General features: G+C 65.4%; 1 protein-coding gene. It reads right to left on the reverse strand.

From position 1 onward, the window contains the following. Nucleotides 1–84: 84 nt before the first annotated feature. Nucleotides 85–1,572: a group II intron reverse transcriptase/maturase gene (ltrA, locus tag AB0I79_RS63270; protein ID WP_357896378.1), complete on the reverse strand. Its 1,488-nt coding sequence runs from the start codon at nucleotides 1,570–1,572 to the stop codon at nucleotides 85–87. Nucleotides 1,573–2,167: the final 595 nt, after the last annotated feature.

Consider the following 2,167-nt stretch of genomic DNA (forward strand, 5'->3'; position numbering starts at 1 on the left):
GGTGTTGGGTCGAGTCCGGGCGCGGTGCCTGGATTGCTCCAGGTCCGTTTCCCGGACCCGCCCGCCGAACCCGGCGTGCGACTCTCACCGCACCGGGCTCTCCACGAGATCATGCCGTTGGGCGGGTGTGGTCAGGGCTGTCGGCCAGGGTGACGGAATCTTGGTTCCTCGATAGCGATAGCGAGTCACCGGAACCGATGCGATCTTGAACAGTTCGACCCCGTCGAAGGCGATGGGTTGCCATCTCCGTGGGGTGCGCAGCCATCGCTGGATGGCTCTCCATGTCATGCGGTTGCGCTGCATCACCCAGTTGATCACTCGCCACCAGATGAAGTTCTGCAGGTGGGAGAAGGTGTGCTTGGCGACCGCGTGCTTGAAGTAGTTAGCCCATCCCCGCTGGATGTAGTTGATGCGTACCAGCGTTTCCCTGTAGCTCAGATGTGACAATCTGCGGGTCAGCGACTTGATCTTCCGTTTCAGCGCCTGGACCGGCTTGTCGGCGATGAACGTGTAGACGTGCCACTTGTTCGTTCCTCGCTTGCGGCGCCAGATGATGTGGAACCCGAGGAAGTCGACCCCGTCGGCAAGGTGGACGATCCTGGTCTTGCTCTCCGACAGGCGAAGACCCATCGGTGCCAGGACCTCACTCACCTGGTGACGCAGTTGTTCGACGTGCTCGGCGGTGCCGTGGACCAGGATCAGGAAGTCATCCGCGTAGCGGACGAGCTGCCAGGTCGCCAGCCCCTGGGCGCGTCTGTTCCTGCGCTGCTGACTGTCGCCCGCCGCTGCCCACTGCTCGACGAAGAAGTCGTCCAGCACCGACAAGGCGATGTTGGCCAGCAAGGGTGAGAGGATGCCGCCCTGTGGCGTGCCGGAGGTGGTCTCGTTCCGCTGGCCGAGCTCGGTCATGATCCCGGCTTTGAGGAACGTCTTCACCAGGGCGAGCACGCGCTTGTCCTTGACCCGTCGGCGCACCCGGTCCATCAGGGCCGTGTGGTCGATCCGATCGAAGCACGCCTCGATATCCGCATCCAGCACCCACCGGTAACCGGCGGTGGCCAGATGATGGATCTCGGCGATCGCGTCGTGCGCACGCCGGTTCGGCCGGAAACCGTAGGAGCACGGACGGAAATCCGCCTCGAAAATCGGTTCCAGGACCAGTTTCAGCGCCGCCTGCACCACCCGATCTGTGAGGGTCGGGATTCCCAGCCGGCGAAGCTTGCCGCCGGTCTTGGGGATCATCTTCTCCCGCACCGGTAACGGCCGGAACTGGCCGGCCTTGAGCAGGGAGCGAATGTGGTTCAGCAGCGCCTCGGCTCCGGCCATCCGGACGTGGATGATGGTGATGCCATCCACTCCGGCGGTCCGGGCTCCGGCATTTCCTGCGACCCGTTCCAGCGCCATCACCAGCGTGGCCGGGTCGCAGACGAAGTTGAACACATCGTCAAACCGGAAGCCGTGATCGGCTACCGCCCAACGGTGCAGCTTGGTCTGCATCCCCCGTACCCGCAGCCATGCCTCATCGGCCGACGGCCACGCGACAGCGGCATCCACCGCTGTTTCTTCGGGCATTGCAGCACCTCCCTTGCGATCTCGCTGCCGCCCTTCCCCATGTGACGGGCTCTCCCCGCCTCGGAGTACTACGGCGGCTCCGTCCCCTCCCGGCCCGATCGGCCGACGGTGGGCCCAGCCCGCCGCGCCGCACCGGCCGTGCGGCTGCAGAAGGCAAAGCCGGGAAGGTTCCCGTGTTCACTGACTGATCGCTCGACGAAGTAGGCACCCGGCTATACCCCCGCGGCATCGCCACGGCTACCCCGCAGCACTTCACCGTGGCCTCCCTGCCGCCGAACATGAGCAGCCCGGGAGTTCCCCGCCCCGTGATGAGGGGGCAGGTGCGCACCGCACCCAGCCCATATCCGCCAGGTTGGAGCTGGTAGGGATTGTTAGGAGGCTTCATGCACCGGTTCCTCGCGTATACCTTTCCGTCTCGCTTGCCGGACCCGCGCCATCTGGCAGTACTGGTCACGTCCCGGCGTTGTCGGGGCCGCTTGCCACCCTTCCCGGCACCTCCCGGGTCAGGCTGCCCCCAGCTTCATCACCCTGCTGCGACAGGGCGAAGGTGGCGGTCTCTCACCTCCACTCGATCAATCAGCGCCTCACGGCGCAC

The organism is Nonomuraea sp. NPDC050202 (assembly GCF_040656115.1).
Taxonomy (GTDB): Bacteria; Actinomycetota; Actinomycetes; order Streptosporangiales; family Streptosporangiaceae; genus Nonomuraea.

Coding starts and splice junctions, on each gene's coding strand:
- ltrA (WP_357896378.1), bottom strand. CDS start 1,572: ATGCCCGAAGAAACAGCGGTGGATGCCGCTGTCGCGTGGCCGTCGGCC.